A 16,476-nucleotide genomic window follows, 5' to 3' on the forward strand; every position below is an offset into this window, starting at 1 on the left:
GAAAAAAATATAAACGATGGATGAGGGGATGTTTTTTTGGGGAAAAGAGGTTTAGCTGAGAATCGAGTCCCAGTGATGGAACTTCCAAGAGAACGGATGATTCATAATGGGGTTCACGCCTTGTCAAATGTGGAATTGATTGCGATTTTACTAGGTACTGGCTCTGCTGGAGAATCGGTTGTAAACCTTGCCCATCGGGTGATGGGACATGTTGGGGGACTCCGGCAATTCCTTGATGTTTCGATGGAGGAATTAATAGAAGTAAGGGGAATTGGTCCCGCAAAGGCGATTTCGCTGTTGGCTAGTATCGAACTTGGGAGAAGAATTGCAAAAACAACACCCGAAACTCGCTGTACGATTCGATCCCCTGAAGATGTTTCAAAATTTATGATGGAAGAACTTCGTTACTTAAAGCAGGAGCATTTTGTGTGCTTGTTCTTAAATACAAAAAATCAGGTGATCGGACAGCACACAATCTTTATCGGCAGCCTCAATTCATCTATTGTCCATCCGCGGGAGGTTTTTAAGGAAGCCATTCGCAGGAGCAGTGCTTCGATTATTTGCCTGCATAATCATCCAAGTGGGGACCCCGCACCTAGCAAAGAGGATATTGAAGTAACGAAAAGATTGATCCAAGCCGGTCAACTAGTTGGAATCGATGTGCTGGACCATGTGGTGATTGGTGATGGCCGTTACTATAGCCTAAAGGAACATGCGTTGATTTGAATTCATAGGCTAAAACTCTTATAATTATATGTTGGTGTAATAGATAATCGAAGACTACAAAAAAGTTAAATATTTATGGTAGGTATGGAAGGAGTCGGCATAGATGTTCGGTGGTTTCTCACGAGATATGGGTATAGATTTGGGAACTGCAAATACATTAGTTTATGTGAAAGGAAAAGGGATTCTCGCGCGAGAACCTTCTGTTGTTGCGATTCGAACGGATACCAGGACAATTGAAGCAGTGGGAAATGCCGCAAAAAGCATGATTGGACGTACGCCTGGAAATATTGTGGCGGTGCGCCCGATGAAGGACGGGGTTATTGCAGATTTTGAGACGACAGCCACAATGCTTCGTTATTTTATCCGCCAAGCTCAAAAAAATAGAGGAATCTTGCCGCGAAGACCGAATGTTATGGTTTGTGTTCCCTCAGGGATCACGGCAGTAGAAAAACGGGCAGTGGAAGATGCAACAAAACAAGCGGGAGCAAGGGAAGCCTATACGATTGAAGAACCCTTTGCTGCGGCGATTGGGGCAGATCTCCCCGTTTGGGAACCAACAGGAAGTATGGTTGTCGATATAGGAGGTGGGACGACTGAAGTAGCGATCATCTCGTTGGGAGGGATTGTTACCAGTAGATCCAGTCGTTTGGCCGGAGATGAGATGGACGAGTCGATCATACAATACATAAAGAAAAAATATAATCTAATGATCGGAGAACGAACAGCTGAAGCATTAAAGATGGAAATCGGATCTGCGATGCCTACAGAAAAAAATGAGAAGATGGATATAAGGGGAAGAGATTTGATTTCCGGGCTTCCCAAAACAATTGAAATATCCTCTCATGAAATTTCTGATGCGCTTCAGGAAACCGTGAACAGTATTGTGGAAGCTGTTAAGGTCACTCTTGAAAAAAGCCCACCTGAACTTGCTGCCGATATTATGGATCGAGGCATTGTTCTCACTGGTGGTGGGGCCCTCTTACGGAATATGGATAAACTATTGAGCCAGGAAACAGGAATGCCCGTGATCATTGCTGAAAATCCGTTAGACTGTGTTGCGATCGGGACCGGGCGCGCCTTGGAAAATCTTCACTTATTCAAGTCGAAGTCGGGAATTACAACAAGATCTCGAAGAGGAAGATAGAAAAGCAGGTGTTAAGTTGTGTCTAATTTTTTCTTGAAAAGACGGTTGCTTGCCTTATTAGTCAGTTTAATACTCCTCGTTATTATAATGGGGATCACTGTGAACGATCGACCGTACCCGAGCTGGCCGGAACGGTTTATTCGGGATTCCTTTTCCCTGGTGCAGGGAGTAGTATACAAACCCGCTTATGCTGTAGCGGGTTTTTTTGAGAACATTAAACATATGTATTCAGCATTCGAGGAAAATAAGGGCTTGAAACAAAAGATGGAAGAGTATACGCAAATGTCAGCTGACCTTCAGGAATTAAAAATTGAAAATGAGCAACTGCGCGATATGCTGGATGCAAAGGAATCAAAACTATCGGATTATAAAGTTCGGGCAGCCGAGGTCATTGCAAGAAGCCCGGAAAGATGGAATCATACGGTCATTATTGATCGTGGTGAAAAGGACGGGATCGAGCCAAATATGGCCGTCATTACTCCCAAGGGTTACATTGGAAGAGTACAAAGTGTATCCAATTATTCTTCCCAGGTGGAATTAGTTACGGATATTGAACGGGGAAATCATATCGGAGCAATCATCCAAGGGAAAGAACATATATTCGGCGTTGTAGAAGGGTATGATCCTAAAAATAATCTGTTAATCATGAGAAAAATACCGATGCAATCTGAAGTTTCTCCGGGTCAGTTGGTTATTACCTCCGGGTTAGGCGGTACGGTGCCAAAAGGTTTAGTCATGGGTGAGATTGTAGCTGTGAGGATGGACGATCAATTTCTAACAAAGGATGCTTTTATTAAACCAAATGCTGACTTGCAAAAAATTGAGAAAGTTTTTGTAGTGGAAAGATCATTTGTTCCTCCTACTGAAATTCCAGTTCCAAAACCAACTGAAGAAGGGGGAACAGGGTCATGAAATGGGGAATTCTTGCAACCATTCTAGCAGGGGTCTTCATTATGGAAGGAACCGTGCTTCAAATTTTTATAGCTGAAGTCATTGGTTCAGCCTTTCACTTTCTGCCGCGATTTGGACTAATTATTATTATTTTTATTTCCCTCTATCTTGGGCGAAGAAAGGCCTTCTTTATTGGCCTTGTTTATGGATTATTTATCGATTTGTTATATGGTGACGTCATTGGAGCATATGCTTTTAGCATGGCGGTGATCCCCTACCTCTGTGCTTTGGCCTATCAATATTTTCAATTGAATGTATTATTGGTATTAATCACCGTTTTTATTGGCGTTTACATCCATGAAATCATTGGATATGGAATGCTGGATTTATTTGGTTTAACAGGCGGAGAATCGTTCGACTGGTCACAGTATATCCCCACGGCATTCCTCAACACATTTATTGCTGCGATCATTTATCGACCTTTAACTTCGTTCTTAGAAACGATGGGGGAACGACGGATAGACGAGGCTGTTTGATAAACCGGAGGAGGTGTCAAGTCAGGCGATGAGTGAACCGAAACGTGGGACGTTACCACCTTTTGTTTCCAAAAGACTTACCTTAATTTTTGTTATGGTATTTTTGTTTTTTGCATCCCTGATCTTGCGCTTATCTTTTGTTCAGTTAGTCGAAGGTGAAAAGTATTTAGAAGTATCCGCAGTGAATAATACGAAGAAATTAAATGTGCCTGCTCCCCGGGGAATGATTTTTGATCGACATCATATCCCATTGATATGGAATAAACCGGCTTATACAGTAAATTACCTCCCTCCAGAGGGGAAAACCAATGAAAAAGTGGTGGCAAACCAATTGGCTGAGATTCTAGGAATGGAGCCAAACGCCGTTTTGGAACGAATTCAATATCCTCAGCCCAAATATATTCCCCGACGGATTAAAGTGGGAATTACGAAAGAACAGATGTTTCAGATTGCAGAAAGAAGAAAGGATCTGCCAGGGGTTGAAGTGGTCGTGGAATCCGTTCGGCAAATTCGCGGGTCTGAAACAGAACCAACAGGTACGTATCTACTCGGCTATGTGAATTCCATTCCGGTCAACCTTGTGAAAGAATACATGTCAAAAGGCTATAGGCCAACAGATAAAATTGGTGTATCTGGTCTAGAGAAGGCCTATGAACAGGAATTGCGAGGAAGAGATGGATCTTATCAAGTTACTGTGAATAAAAATGCGGAAACCATAGATAAGTATCTCAGCGCTGCTCCGGTACCAGGACACGATTTGGTTTTGACCATAGATTGGAGATTCCAAGAAAAGGTGGAAAATATTCTAAAAGACGAGGTAACCCGAATTCATCAGCATAATCCAGCAGTAACGGAGGCTATTGCGGTAGCAATGAAACCAAAAACAGGGGAGATTCTCGCCTTAGCCGGTTATCCGAATTATGATCTTAATCTGCACTACTCCGATTATTTCGGGAAAATATATAATGAGAAAATAAAAGGGAAAGAACTTAACCGCATTACAAATAGTGCGTACCCCATTGGTTCTACCATGAAGCCGCTTTCTGTTATGTTGGGAATTGATCAGCATCTGGTTACTCCTGACGAGAGGCTAACGTGTGAAGGGAGTTTAAGGATCGGAGATCGTGAGATATTTTGTTGGAAAAAAACCGGGCATGGGGCGCTTACGGCTAAACAGGCGCTTAAATATTCATGTAATGTTTACATGTATAAATTGGCCATGAAACTAGCGGAATATCCACAAAAGCCACGGGAGTACCTGGAAAAATTCGAGGTTTTGGATTATTATTTCGAACAATTCGGTTTAGGAACAAAAACGGGAATTGACTTGCCTGGAGAGTCAACGGGCTGGAAGACGGACACCTTTTACCTTGGCAATCTGGCGTATGCCCTGATTGGTCAGTACAATGCCTATACACCTATGCAATTAGTTCAATATATAGCTACCATTGCCAATGATGGATATCGTATGAGACCTTTTTTGGTGAAGGAAATTCGCTCTAGTAATCTTGAGTCCGAGGAAAACCAAAGTCTGCTTACCCAAAGATACCCTGAGGTAATTAACCGGGTAGATATTCCGCTTGAGGTGATTCATATTGTCCAGGATGGAATGAAAAAGGTTACCGAACCTGGCGGGACTGCCTATTATACCTTTAAAGATTTTGTCATTCCTGTTGCTGCAAAAACTGGTACCGCACAGACAGGAACTGAAAATGACAACTCACTAATTGCCGGATATGCACCCTCCAATAATCCGGAGATTGCCTTTGTTGTTATTGTCCCAAAAGGGGGATCTGGTTCAGACACGAGCGGCCCGATTTCAAGGAAAATACTTGAGGCCTTTTTCCAAGTAGAATCATAGATTTCCCGATCTTAAGTGAATTCCATGGACAATAAACAAGAGGCAGGAAAAAAGGGGGAAAATGGCGAATGGGTATAGGTGGGGGGAATAGGCGGAATGACGACAACAAAAAACATTGTGACAATTAAGGGGACGAAAGATGGCCTGGTTTTTATTATGGATGAAACCTGTTCACTGGAAGATTTATTTCTCCAGCTCAAAGATAAAATCGAACATAGCCATCAGCAAATACTTTCAGGCCCCTTAATTCCGATCACAATTAAACTTGGTCATAGATATTTAACGTCCGAAGAAGAAAAAGAGTTAAGAGAAATCATTAAATTAAAGAGCAACCTCGTTGTAAAAAGTATTGACTCACTGGTCATCACGAAAGAGCAGGCGTTACTGGATAAATTAATGTCAACGGTCCGGGTGGAAACTAAAACCGTAAGATCTGGTCAAGAACTAAGACATATGGGGGACCTTCTGCTGCTGGGGGATGTGAATCCCGGTGGCTGTATTTACAGTACAGGTAGTATATTTGTCCTTGGTGCTCTAAGGGGATTGGCTCATGCAGGGTGTGAAGGAAATGAAGAAGCGATTATTGCCGCTTCTCTCTTGAGGCCCACACAGTTGAGAATTGCCCATGTGATTAGTCGCCCCCCTGATGAATGGATCGATGGAAGCAATGATATGGAATTTGCCTATCTTGAGAATGGACAGATGTCAATAGATAAAATAAACCAAGTCCATAAGCTACGAGCCAATTATTGGAACAAAAGAGATTATACATAGAAGAACGGGGGATAAGAATCAATGGGAGAAGCAATCGTAGTAACTTCCGGGAAAGGTGGAGTAGGGAAGACCACCACATCAGCTAACATAGGAACAGCCCTCGCCTTGCAAGGAAAAAAAGTTTGTTTGGTAGACGGGGACATCGGTCTTCGCAATTTGGATGTCATGATGGGACTGGAAAATCGTATTATTTACGATCTAGTTGATGTCATTGATGGAGAATGCAGGCTTCAACAGGCCCTTATTAAGGATAAACGTTTTGAGCATCTCTTTCTTTTGCCAGCCAAACAAACCAAAGATAAGTCGGCTATTAATACAGAACAAATGGAAGGCCTTATTAAGGAGTTAAAGCAGGATTTTGATTATGTAATCATCGATTGTCCTGCGGGGATTGAACAGGGCTTCAAAAATGCAGTGGCAGGTGCTGACCAGGCCATCGTCATCACGATCCCTGAGCCAACGGCTGTTCGGGATGCCGATCGGGTTATTGGGTTATTGGAGAAGGAAAAAACCGGTTCTCCTAAATTGATCATTAACCGAATCCGCTATGGCATGATGAAACAAGGCGATATGCTAGAGGTTGATGATGTCATTCAACAGCTAGGGATCGAGATCCTTGGTATCGTTCCGGATGACGAAAAAGTAATTAAAGCCTCGAAAGATGGGGAACCGATTGCCATGAACCATGAATCAAAGGCGGGACTGGCCTATCGCAATATTGCCCGGAGAATTCTTGGGGATCACGTTCCTTTACTAAACTTAGAAGAAAAAGAAGGCGGCTTTCTTAAGAAGGTTAAAAAATTATTTGGGATAAGATAGCAGGGACTTATTTTAAGTTCCTGCTATTCCTTTTAAGTCTCCTCAGGTTATAATAATTCCAATGGAGGCATGGATATGGATTTTGAATCAAAATATTTAAAAACGTTGGATTGGATACTTGTATTAATTCTTTTTGGATTTGCCGGGTATAGTTATTTAGGGATTTCTGGTGCCTCTCCGAATCTAAGCCTGGAAGGCACACAACTGGTTTATTATGCCATAGGCTTTGTTTTTTTGATGATTGTTCTGTTGTTTGATTATAATTTAATTGGAAATTTTGTTTATATATTCTATGGGATTGGGGTTGTACTTTTGATCGGTGTGTTGTTTACTGAACCGGTAAATAATACGACAAGCTGGTACAATTTAGGGCCTATCTCCTTTCAACCTGCTGAACCAATGAAAATGATTACAATCATGACCTTGGCCAAGTATTTCGCGAAAAAATCAGAGGAAGAGCAGCCTTTTCGAAAGATTTATGAGTTGTTTCCGATCTTTGTTATTGTTGGGATCCCTACAATGCTCATTCTAATTCAGCCGGACCTTGGGAATGCGCTTGTATTTTCAGGGATTCTTATTAGTATGATGATAGTCGGTGGAATAAGGGGAAGACATTTTGCTTTGCTTGCAGGACTAGGAGGATCCTTTTTTGGCTTTTTGACCTACCTTTATCAATTTAAGGAAAATTTGTTTTTTAAGCTTGTCAAGCCATATCAATGGGATCGAATTGAGTATTGGCTTCATCCAGAACTGGACGCAGGGAATAAAGGCTTCCAGTTGATCCAATCACTCATAGCCATTGGCTCCGGACAATTAACGGGGAAGGGAATGAACGCAGGGACACAGGCCAAATTCGGCTGGGTACCTGTTGGGGAAAGTGATTTTATTTTCACCGTAATCGCCGAGGAACTTGGCTTTCTTGGCGGGAGTCTTCTGATCTTTTTATTTTTCTTAATGATCTATCGAATGGTTCGAATAGCGATGGATGCGAAAGATCCCTTTGGTGCTTACCTAGTTTCCGGTGTCATAGGCATGTTTGTCTTTCAAATTTTCGAAAATGTAGGGATGACGATTCAATTAATGCCGATTACGGGGATCACTCTGCCTTTTATCAGCTATGGGGGGAGTTCGCTCGTCACCAATCTGGTTATCGTCGGGCTTGTGCTTAACGTAGGCATGAGGAGAAAGACATTAATGTTTGATTAATAGAAGCTTCGATTCGAAGCTTTTTTTTGTTTTAATCTCTAGCATCATGACGTATATTTTTGATATTCATCTCATAAGGTTGGGTAAGGACAAGTCCAGGGAGGTTTTTGGGATGAAATCGGATTCCATTAAGAAACGTAGGGAAGAGAGATTGCGTCAGTTACGGGAGCGTTCGTTTGAAAAGGCTTATTCCTATGATGATGAATTTCAAGCGGATTATGATTATGCTGCGGAAAGAAGAAGTGGATACAGCCGTGAACGTAAGTATGTATGGAATGATGGATATGAACAAGAACATGAACCAGAAACTACCACTTATTTCAGTCGTAAGTTTTTGTTGAAGTCTGTTCTTTCCTTATTTATTGTCAGTCTGGTCTTTTTGCTTCAGAATACCTCGTTTCCGTTGGCAAGTAGCGGAAAACAATTTGTAACAGAAGTGATGACGAGAGAATATAACTTTGCAGGAACTGTTGCCTGGCTGGAAAAAAAACTTGGCGCTGCGCCTACTATACTTCCTGTCTTTTCAGGCAGTGAAAAGGGACAACCCGTTTCCACAATCAGTGAAAATGGAATGGACTATGTAGTACCTGTAAAAGGAAAAGTAATTACACCTTTTGCAATGGATGGGAAAGGAATTCAAATTGCGACTGAAACAGAGGCTAATGTATTAGCCATTGATCAAGGATGGGTTGTTTTTGTTGGACAGAAGGAAGAACTAGGGCAAACCATTATCGTCCAACACGTGGACCAAACGCAATCCATCTATGCGAATGTTAATCCGATCGAGCTAGGGGAAAATGATTGGGTATATCCAGGGCAAACCATTGCACATGTGGGTGAAGGCGATAAGCTGTACTTTTCATTGATTAAAAACGACCATGCCCTTGACCCGACGAGTGTGATCCCTTTTGAATAAGAGAAAGTTACAACGGTTTAAAGTTCGCATCCACCCCCTATTTTGGGTTGTTACCATTGCAGCTGTATGGACCGGACAATTCTTAGAGGTAATCACGCTCTTCACCCTGGTCGTGATTCATGAATTGGGACATATATTTGCTGCACTTGCGTGCGGATGGAGAGTACGAAGTATGGAACTGCTTCCCTTTGGCGGGGTGGCCCAAGTGGATGAGTCGGGGTCGACGAACACCAAGGATGAGATCATTGTGGCATTAGCCGGTCCTTTTATGAATTTCCTAATGATTCTAATGGCCTTAATATTCCAAAATACTCATTTTTGGGATGCAAAATGGTGTCAATTTTTCATTCAAGGGAATCTGCTTATAGCCTCGTTCAACTTATTGCCGATCTGGCCGCTGGATGGAGGGAAAATTGTTCAGGCTCTTCTATGCAGTTGGTATTCCTTTTATCGCAGTGTGCGTTTGACAATCCTTTGGTCAATCCTAATGATCCTTTTCCTCTTCTTTTTATCCTTCTTTATCCCGGCTAAAATCAATTTAATTGTTATTTGCGTTTATTTATTAATGGAGAACCGTATGGCCTGGAAAAAAATCCAGTATCAATTCATCCGTTTTTTACTCTTTAAAGAACAAAAAATCAAATCAAAGGAACCAATGACAGTTTGCAGTATTTATTTGGACCGGGATGAAAAAGTGGGGGAAGTGGTTAAACTGATGAAAAAAGGATGTTACCATTATATACATGTTATTGATCGCGATCGGAGGGTCATTGCGATATACTCAGAGGAAGAACTGCTTTCAGCCTTTTTTATCAAACCCCAGCAGCTGGTTTCAGTTTTGAATCCAATATACTAATGGGCATTACTATATACTAATAGGCATTACCAATAGGCATTAAATGAGGGATAACGTTGAAACAAATTATTGTGAACTCTACGGATCAGGAAAAAAGAGTAGCACTTCTTGAGGCAGGAAAATTAATTGAATTATGGATTGAACGACCGGGAAATGAGAGATTGGAAGGTAATATATATAAAGGAAAGGTTGTTAATATATTACCTGGAATGCAGGCTGCATTCGTTGATATTGGCTTGGAAAAAAATGCATATCTTTATATTGATGATTGCTTGTCCTCTTTACAGAAAGAAGAAAAACCAAATATCCGGGAAATCCTAACAGAAGGCCAAGAGCTGGTTGTGCAGCTGACAAAAGAGCCAGTTGGAACAAAGGGGGCGCGTGTTACTACACAATTAAGCTTTCCAGGAAGATTTATCGTCTATATGCCGGATGATCCATATATCGGCATTTCGCGCAAGATCGAAGGCTTGCAGGAGCGGAAAAGATTGCAGGAGATCTGTGAAAAGCTGCGAGAAAACCAGGAAGGAATCATTGTGCGAACAATGGGGGAAGGAGCCACATCCGAAGAGCTAACGAATGATTTTTTCTTTCTCCGTGCAATGTGGAAAAAAGTCCTTACAACCGCGAGAGCAAGTAAACCACAACGTTTGATTCACAAAGATTTTGATCTCGTGATAAGAATTGTTCGTGATGTTTTTTCGCCTGACATAGATGAACTTCTGATTGATCATGTGGAAGATTATACAAAACTGATGGAGCAGTTAGGAGATGTAATCCCAGATTTTAAAAAGAAGATCAAATTATATACGGAACGGACAGGCATTTTTGATACATATCACATCGAAAGTGAACTGGAAAAGACATTAAAACGGAAGGTATGGTTGAAAAACGGCGGCTATCTGATTATCGACCGAACCGAAGCTTTAACATCGATTGATGTGAATACAGGAAAATTCACTGGAAGCCGCGAATTGGCGGAAACCGTGTTTAAAACAAATTTGGAAGCGACAAAGGAAATAGCCAGACAATTGCGGCTCCGGGACCTGGGCGGGATTATCATTATCGACTTTATTGATATGTTCCACCAGCAACATCGAAATACTGTTTTAGATTCCCTCAAAGAGGAATTGAAGAAAGATCGAACGAAAACACATATCCTCGGATTTACCCAACTGGGGTTGCTAGAAATGACAAGAAAGAAAGCCAGGCAGACCCTTGAGGATTATTTAACAAAACCATGTCCCTATTGTGAGGGGACAGGGAAAATTAGTTCAGAAGAAACAGTCTGCGCGAAAATCGAAAGGGAAATTCGAGAATATGCAAAGAACCCTGATATTGAAGCAGTCCTGTTAGAAATTCACCCACAACTGGAAAAACATCTAAATAGTGAAAAGACAAAAAGGTGGGGAGTTCACGTGTATTTAAGGACGAATGAAAATCTTCATCAAACAAAGTATACTCTCCCTTTCGTTGGTACCGTGAAGGAAGTAAAAGAGCGGGCATTGCAAAGCCCAATCTAAGCTTGACAGCCCACCTTGAATTATGTTAATCTGTCTTTTGTTGATAACATGCATGGCACCTTGTCACGCATGCTACAACCGCACAAAACAGGTTGAAGACAGGTTTTGATCCCTGCACCTGCAATGGCGAGTCTTAGTATAAGTATAGGGAGGTGCAGCAGATGTACGCAATTATTGAAACTGGCGGAAAACAGTATAAAGTAGAGCAAGGTGCTGAACTTTATATTGAGAAGCTTCCACAAACAGAAGGAGACACTGTAACTTTTGATCGTGTTCTTATGGTGAATAAGGATGGTCAAGTAGTTGTAGGTAGTCCAACAGTTGAAGGTGCTTCAGTAACAGCTAAGGTTGAAAGACATGGCCGTGGTCAGAAGATTATTGTCTTCAAATACAAGGCAAAGAAAAACTACCACAAGAAGCAAGGTCACCGTCAACCTTATACAAAAGTTGTTGTAGAAAGCATTAATGCTTAATTGAAGCTCATGATTCATGTTTATGTAACAAGAAAAGCAGCTGGGAATATCGAATCTATCACAATTGATGGACATGCTGGGTTTGCCGACCCGGGGGAAGATATTGTATGTGCAGCAATTTCAGGCATTTCGCTTGGAATGATCAACGCGGTATACAATCTTCTAGGGATTGAACTCCCTGTGGTACAAGGGGATGGCGGATATCTGGAATGTCGGATTCCTCCGTTTGAACAAGGTGAACAGGAGAAAGTTCAGTTGTTGATGGATGCGATGATTTCTTCACTGCAATCAGTTGCTATAGAGTACGGTAAATATGTTAAAGTTCATGATAGAAAAGTAAATAGGAGGTGGACTTCATGTTGAAAATGAATCTTCAATTTTTTGCTTCCAAAAAAGGGGTAGGTTCTACTAAAAACGGCCGTGACAGTATTGCGAAACGCCTAGGTGTAAAACGTGGCGATGGACAATTCGTTAAAGCGGGTAACATCTTGGTTCGTCAACGCGGAACAAAGATTTATCCAGGTCTTAACGTTGGAATCGGTGGAGACGACACACTCTTTGCTTTAGCTGATGGTGTTGTTCGTTTTAAGCGTTTAGGACGTGACCGTAAACAAGTTGTGATCGAAGCTATTGCACAAGAAGCTTAATATGGAATCAAGAAACCCGACAATTTGTCGGGTTTTTGTGTTAAAATATGGAGAAATTAGTACAGACAGGAGTAATCAATTTGAAGCGTATGCCATTCCTTCCGTTTCTAATCTCGGGATTTTGTACACTTATGATTCCATTACAACCTTTGCCATCCTTTGTAGGTGTAGGCCTTAGTTTTGTGTCCGTTCTGTTTTTATCTTTAGGTCTTATTCAGATGTGGCGGTTAAGGCGGCAAGAATCGAATGATAGCCAGGAAAAGATAAAGGCAGAGAGGGAACCAGCCTCTCGGGAATTGGAAAGTTTTTTGCTTTGTATGAGTCATCAGCGGCATGATTGGCTCAATCATTTGCAGGTGTTGCTTGGTTACCTGAAGCTGCAGCGATATGACTTTTGTGAGGAATATATTAAAAAGGTTACGGACATCGCAAACAAAGAGAGCCAGATTTCCCATCTAGGATACCAACCGCTTGTGATGTATCTGTTAACCTTCAATGCCTTGCATAAGGAACTGACTTTGGAGGTAGAATTACCTGGAGCATTGAGTTTAACAGAATTTCCTGTAGAGGATCAAGAAAGAATTTATACCCTCATTACAGGAATCATTGAAATTTACCGTTCCTACGCCTTGGACAATCAAGGGGATCCCAACGTTTTTGTCCTGCATATCCAAATGTTAGAAGAAAGTTTATACATATCTTCCGAGTATGAAGGGAATTTAGACGAAGAGAATTCTTTATCGGCTTTACATACCCTTGTAAAGAATTTAGGGAATGGAGAAGGCTTCTTTGTGGAAGGATTACATAATAATAGTGAATCAATTATGGAGTTTTATGTTCCTCTATCTGTGAAAACAAAGGTGATGAAATAATAATGTTTGTAGATGTTACGAAAATTTATGTTAAGGGTGGAAACGGCGGAGATGGTATGGTTGCTTTTCGTCGTGAGAAATACGTGGATAAAGGTGGTCCGGCAGGTGGCGATGGCGGCCGTGGCGGCAATGTGATTTTTGTAGTGGAGGAAGGACTGCGAACCCTCGTTGACTTTAAATATCAAAAACATTTTAAGGCAAAAAAGGGGGAAAACGGCAGAACCAAAAGCCAACATGGTGCGGGTGCGGAAGACTTGATTGTAAAAGTGCCGCCAGGAACCTTAGTCTACGATGATGATACGAACCAATTGATTGCCGACTTGGTTGAGCAAGGTCAACAAGCGATTATCGCCAAGGGGGGAAGAGGAGGACGCGGAAACATCCGCTTTTCAACCCCGGTTAATCCCGCACCACAAATATCAGAAAACGGAGAACCAGGTCAGGAAAGGTATATTCGCCTAGAACTGAAAGTATTGGCTGATGTAGGACTCGTGGGATTCCCAAGCGTTGGTAAATCAACTTTACTGTCCATCGTGTCTGCAGCCCAGCCTAAAATAGCCGATTACCATTTTACAACCATTACCCCAAACCTAGGTGTTGTTGATGTAGGGGATGGACGCAGTTTCGTGATGGCAGACTTGCCCGGACTGATTGAGGGAGCCCATGAAGGTGTCGGGCTAGGGCATCAATTTTTGCGCCATGTGGAACGAACAAGGGTAATCATCCATGTAATTGACATGGCTGGGTCAGAAGGCAGAGATCCTTATGAGGATTATCTGCAGATCAATAAAGAGCTGCGTCTATATAATCAAAAACTGGAGGATCGTCCACAAATTATAGCAGCTAATAAAATGGATATTCCTGAGGCACAGGAAAATTTGCAGCTGTTTAAAGAAAAGGTTGGAAAGGATATTCCGATTTATGGTATTTCTGCAGCTACTAAAGCAGGTGTCCAGGAATTGATGTATGCTGTTGCGGATCTCCTGGATACTATCCCGCTTACACCGCTGATCGAGGAGGTAAAAGAAACTGCCGAAGAAGATCGTGTCATTTACCGTGCAGAAAAAGAACCTGAGAAATTTTTCGTGCGCAAAGATGAAGAAGTGTTTGTGGTCGAAGGGGCATACATTGAGCGTCTAATGAAGATGACGAATCTGAATTCTCATGATTCAATTCAACGATTCTCCCGTTCAATGAGAAATATGGGAGTTGACAGAGCCCTGCGTGATTTAGGCGCTAAGAACGGGGACCTGGTTCGGATTGATGATTTTGAATTTGAATTCGTAGATTAAATATCCTAGAGCAATGTTAAAATTTTTACTGGCAAGCGTAATAGTGGGTATCCTAACTGTTACGCTTTTTGCCTATTGTCAAAAACCGCAAGTTTCGATATAATGTCCACTATCAGAGTACAATTGTTCACTGTAGGAGGACGAATATGGGTGCTCGGGAGGAAAAGTACTACTTAGTGCGGGATGATATATTACCGGAAGCTGTACTGAAGACAATTGAAGCCAAACAATTGCTTGAGGCAGGCGTTGTTGAAACAGTCAATGAGGCGGTAAGTAAAGTAGGGCTAAGCAGAAGCGCCTATTACAAATACAAGGACGGCATCTTCCCTTTCAATGCCATGATGAAGCAAATGATTATAACGATCTCTTTGCAGCTGGAGCATCGTTCCGGGGTACTCTCAAGAGTTCTTGCTTTCGTTGCAGGCAAAGGCGGGAATATCTTAACGATTAATCAAACCATCCCTTTACAGGGGGTTGCCAATTTAACTTTATCGATTGATACAGCTGGCTTAACTCTAACAACGACAAATTTTATAGATGAGTTGCAGCAGTTGGATGGAGTGCGCAGGGCAGTGATGATCGGGAGAGGATAAAGTTTTTAATGAGGTTTAAGGAGGACATGATGGAAAAGAAGCAAGTGAAAGTAGGTCTTATGGGTCTTGGTACCGTTGGGACGGGTGTTTTAAGAATATTAGAAGGACACCAGTCAGACTTGTTTAAGCAGACTGGACTTGAAATTGTGGTGGAAAAAATTTTGGTGCAAGACACCAGCAAGGAAAGAAATATTCGCATCAACCCCGAATGGTTGACAACAGACCCCTATGCTGTACTTAGAAACCCCAATATTGATATAATTATTGAGGTAATGGGCAGGACGCATCCTACGAAAGAATATATTTTAGAGGCATTAGAAAATGGAAAGCATGTCGTTACAGCGAATAAAGATTTGGTAGCTATGCATGGCGCTGAAATCCTCTCGAAAGCTGAAGAAAAGGGATGTGACGTCTTCTACGAAGCCAGTGTAGGAGGTGGGATACCGATCCTTAGGGCTTTGGTTGAAGGGCTTTCTTCTGATCGCATTCATAAAATGATGGGGATCGTCAATGGGACAACTAACTATATTTTAACGAAGATGAGTAAAGAAGGGGCACCTTATGAAAAAGTCCTGAAGGAGGCCCAGGAGTTAGGGTATGCCGAGGCGGATCCAACCTCTGACGTAGAAGGACTGGATGCGGCCAGGAAAATGGCGATTTTAAGCACCTTGGGTTTCCATGTAAATTATCATTTAGCAGATGTTCAGGTGCGCGGGATTTCCAAGGTAACCGCTGAGGATATTCATTATGGGAAGAAATTAGGTTATGAAATCAAGCTTTTGGGAATTGCTCAAAATGATGATGGGTGTATAGAGGTTAGTGTACAGCCAACGATGATTCATCACACACATCCGCTTGCCTCTGTGAATGGGGTTTTTAATGCGGTTTACGTGTATGGAGAGGCTGTTGGAGAAACCATGTTTTATGGACCAGGGGCAGGAGAATTGCCTACGGCGACAGCTATCACCTCGGATTTAGTCACTGTTGTGAAGAATATGAAATTAGGTGTGAACGGCAGGGGAATGGTTGCACCTTATCGGGAAACCATTCTAAAGACTTCAGAACAGATCGAATCGAAATTTTTCCTTCGTCTTATCGTTTCTGACCAGCGCGGGGTTTTAGCAGAAATCACTTCCCTATTGGCCAATTCCGATATTAGTATTGAACAGATCATGCAACAGCCGTGTGGTGACGCAACCAAACAAGCAGAAATTATTATTATTACACATATGGCTACAAAAGCGAATATGGAGAAGCTATTACGTGATTTTTCTCATTTGAAGTCAATAAATGAAGTGAAAAGTTTGTATCGGGTTGAAGGGGGAGAAGAAAAATAATGTCTGGTAT

The 16,476-nt window shown here is 41.9% G+C and carries 18 protein-coding genes and 1 other annotated feature; all 18 genes read left to right on the top strand.

Going from position 1 to position 16,476, the window contains the following annotated elements:
* Nucleotides 1-75: 75 nt before the first annotated feature.
* The 18 genes from radC (at nucleotide 76) to J2Z37_RS02020 (ending at nucleotide 16,466) form a co-directional block, all read left to right on the top strand.
* Nucleotides 76-726, top strand: a complete 651-nt coding sequence (radC, locus tag J2Z37_RS01935; RefSeq protein ID WP_209808896.1) for a RadC family protein — start codon at nucleotides 76-78, stop codon at nucleotides 724-726.
* Nucleotides 727-829: 103 nt separating this feature from the next.
* Nucleotides 830-1,870 (top strand): rod shape-determining protein, encoded by a 1,041-nt coding sequence (locus J2Z37_RS01940; protein ID WP_209808371.1) that lies wholly within the window; start codon nucleotides 830-832, stop codon nucleotides 1,868-1,870.
* Nucleotides 1,871-1,888: 18 nt separating this feature from the next.
* On the top strand, nucleotides 1,889-2,782 hold the full coding sequence (gene mreC, locus J2Z37_RS01945) for a rod shape-determining protein MreC (RefSeq protein ID WP_209808372.1): 894 nt from the start codon (nucleotides 1,889-1,891) through the stop codon (nucleotides 2,780-2,782).
* Nucleotides 2,779-3,297: a rod shape-determining protein MreD gene (gene mreD / locus J2Z37_RS01950; protein ID WP_209808373.1), complete on the top strand. Its 519-nt coding sequence runs from the start codon at nucleotides 2,779-2,781 to the stop codon at nucleotides 3,295-3,297. Before mreC ends, mreD begins: the two co-directional genes overlap by 4 nt.
* Before the next feature lie 28 nt (nucleotides 3,298-3,325).
* Nucleotides 3,326-5,158: a peptidoglycan D,D-transpeptidase FtsI family protein gene (locus J2Z37_RS01955; protein ID WP_209808374.1), complete on the top strand. Its 1,833-nt coding sequence runs from the start codon at nucleotides 3,326-3,328 to the stop codon at nucleotides 5,156-5,158.
* Between the two features lie 96 nt (nucleotides 5,159-5,254).
* Nucleotides 5,255-5,932 carry a septum site-determining protein MinC gene (gene minC, locus J2Z37_RS01960; RefSeq protein WP_209808375.1) on the top strand — a complete coding sequence of 226 codons (678 nt, stop codon included), beginning with the start codon at nucleotides 5,255-5,257 and terminating at the stop codon, nucleotides 5,930-5,932.
* A gap of 21 nt (nucleotides 5,933-5,953) precedes the next feature.
* Nucleotides 5,954-6,751, top strand: a complete 798-nt coding sequence (minD, locus tag J2Z37_RS01965; RefSeq protein ID WP_209808376.1) for a septum site-determining protein MinD — start codon at nucleotides 5,954-5,956, stop codon at nucleotides 6,749-6,751.
* A gap of 75 nt (nucleotides 6,752-6,826) precedes the next feature.
* On the top strand, nucleotides 6,827-7,957 hold the full coding sequence (gene rodA / locus J2Z37_RS01970; RefSeq protein WP_209808377.1) for a rod shape-determining protein RodA: 1,131 nt from the start codon (nucleotides 6,827-6,829) through the stop codon (nucleotides 7,955-7,957).
* Between the two features lie 112 nt (nucleotides 7,958-8,069).
* The gene (locus tag J2Z37_RS01975; RefSeq protein ID WP_209808379.1) at nucleotides 8,070-8,873 is read left to right on the top strand and encodes a M23 family metallopeptidase; all 804 of its coding nucleotides are present in this window, start codon (nucleotides 8,070-8,072) and stop codon (nucleotides 8,871-8,873) included.
* Nucleotides 8,866-9,729, top strand: coding sequence for a M50 family metallopeptidase (locus J2Z37_RS01980; protein WP_209808380.1), 864 nt, complete (start codon nucleotides 8,866-8,868; stop codon nucleotides 9,727-9,729). The genes J2Z37_RS01975 and J2Z37_RS01980 overlap by 8 nt, the downstream gene beginning before the upstream one ends.
* Before the next feature lie 56 nt (nucleotides 9,730-9,785).
* Nucleotides 9,786-11,252: an Rne/Rng family ribonuclease gene (locus J2Z37_RS01985; RefSeq protein WP_209808381.1), complete on the top strand. Its 1,467-nt coding sequence runs from the start codon at nucleotides 9,786-9,788 to the stop codon at nucleotides 11,250-11,252.
* Nucleotides 11,253-11,318: 66 nt separating this feature from the next.
* Nucleotides 11,319-11,396: a sequence feature (ribosomal protein L21 leader region), on the top strand.
* 17 nt (nucleotides 11,397-11,413) lie between these two features.
* Nucleotides 11,414-11,725 (top strand): 50S ribosomal protein L21, encoded by a 312-nt coding sequence (gene rplU / locus J2Z37_RS01990; protein WP_209808382.1) that lies wholly within the window; start codon nucleotides 11,414-11,416, stop codon nucleotides 11,723-11,725.
* Between the two features lie 9 nt (nucleotides 11,726-11,734).
* Nucleotides 11,735-12,088, top strand: coding sequence for a ribosomal-processing cysteine protease Prp (locus tag J2Z37_RS01995; protein WP_209808383.1), 354 nt, complete (start codon nucleotides 11,735-11,737; stop codon nucleotides 12,086-12,088).
* Nucleotides 12,082-12,372, top strand: a complete 291-nt coding sequence (gene rpmA / locus J2Z37_RS02000) for a 50S ribosomal protein L27 (RefSeq protein ID WP_209808384.1) — start codon at nucleotides 12,082-12,084, stop codon at nucleotides 12,370-12,372. Before J2Z37_RS01995 ends, rpmA begins: the two co-directional genes overlap by 7 nt.
* Nucleotides 12,373-12,461: 89 nt before the next feature.
* Nucleotides 12,462-13,244 carry a Spo0B domain-containing protein gene (locus J2Z37_RS02005; protein WP_245203540.1) on the top strand — a complete coding sequence of 261 codons (783 nt, stop codon included), beginning with the start codon at nucleotides 12,462-12,464 and terminating at the stop codon, nucleotides 13,242-13,244.
* 2 nt (nucleotides 13,245-13,246) lie between these two features.
* Complete coding sequence (gene obgE / locus J2Z37_RS02010) at nucleotides 13,247-14,536, top strand: GTPase ObgE (protein WP_209808386.1); 1,290 nt, start codon at nucleotides 13,247-13,249, stop codon at nucleotides 14,534-14,536.
* 146 nt (nucleotides 14,537-14,682) lie between these two features.
* Nucleotides 14,683-15,129, top strand: coding sequence for an ACT domain-containing protein (locus J2Z37_RS02015; protein ID WP_209808387.1), 447 nt, complete (start codon nucleotides 14,683-14,685; stop codon nucleotides 15,127-15,129).
* A gap of 29 nt (nucleotides 15,130-15,158) precedes the next feature.
* Nucleotides 15,159-16,466: a homoserine dehydrogenase gene (locus J2Z37_RS02020; RefSeq protein WP_209808388.1), complete on the top strand. Its 1,308-nt coding sequence runs from the start codon at nucleotides 15,159-15,161 to the stop codon at nucleotides 16,464-16,466.
* The last annotated feature ends 10 nt before the right edge of the window (nucleotides 16,467-16,476 follow it).

The sequence above is a fragment of the Ammoniphilus resinae genome (assembly GCF_017873965.1).
Taxonomy (GTDB): domain Bacteria; phylum Bacillota; class Bacilli; order Aneurinibacillales; family RAOX-1; genus Ammoniphilus_A; species Ammoniphilus_A resinae.